At 68.3% G+C, this 644-nt stretch carries 1 protein-coding gene; it reads left to right on the top strand.

From position 1 onward, the window contains the following. Positions 1-206 precede the first annotated feature (206 nt). Positions 207-410 carry a YtxH domain-containing protein gene (locus tag D7Y11_RS42815; protein WP_120581663.1) on the top strand — a complete coding sequence of 68 codons (204 nt, stop codon included), beginning with the start codon at positions 207-209 and terminating at the stop codon, positions 408-410. Positions 411-644: the final 234 nt, after the last annotated feature.

The following is a 644-nucleotide window of genomic DNA, read 5'->3' on the forward strand; positions in this document are numbered from 1 at the left end:
GCCTCCGGGGGCGGGATCAGGCCCCTCGTGAAGGCGCACCCTAACAGCGTGTTCCGGCGCCCATCAGTGGGGCGCGGATGCCCCGGAGCGTACATCCCAAAAGGGCTGCCCCCTTGGCAGCTGGTGGACAGTGCCTACCTTGCGCGGCGCACGGGGGACGGCGGGTCGCATCCCGCCACCCCCTTCAAGCGAAGGAGTCACACCGTATGAAGAAGCTGACGCTGCTGGCCTTGACGCTGGGTGCTATCACCGTGGGCACGGGTTGCCACCGCAACACCCGCGAGGCCGCCAAGGACGACGTGGAGCAGGCGGGCGACAAGGTGAAGGACACGGCCGAGGACGCCGCCGATGCCACGGGCGACGCCGCGGAGAAGGCCGGCGACAAGATCGAGGACGCGACCGACAAGTAGTCAGCCGCCGCCTTTCGAGCGCGGAAGAAACAAGCACCCCGGACGCCGGACCTTCACGGTGCCGGCCTCCGGGGTGTTGTCATTCCTCGCGGATCAGCCGTGCGCGGCTAAGTAGGTCGCCAGAAGTTCTCTAACAAATCGCGCAGCCAGAATCCCTCGGCGAGGCAGCCCGCCTTGCGGAGGGCGTCCTGGGGAGAAAGGCGCACTACCCAGCGGATGGCAGCGGCGACGTGC

Origin of the sequence: Corallococcus sp. AB018 (assembly GCF_003986945.1) — a bacterium.
Classification (GTDB): domain Bacteria; phylum Myxococcota; class Myxococcia; order Myxococcales; family Myxococcaceae; genus Corallococcus; species Corallococcus exiguus.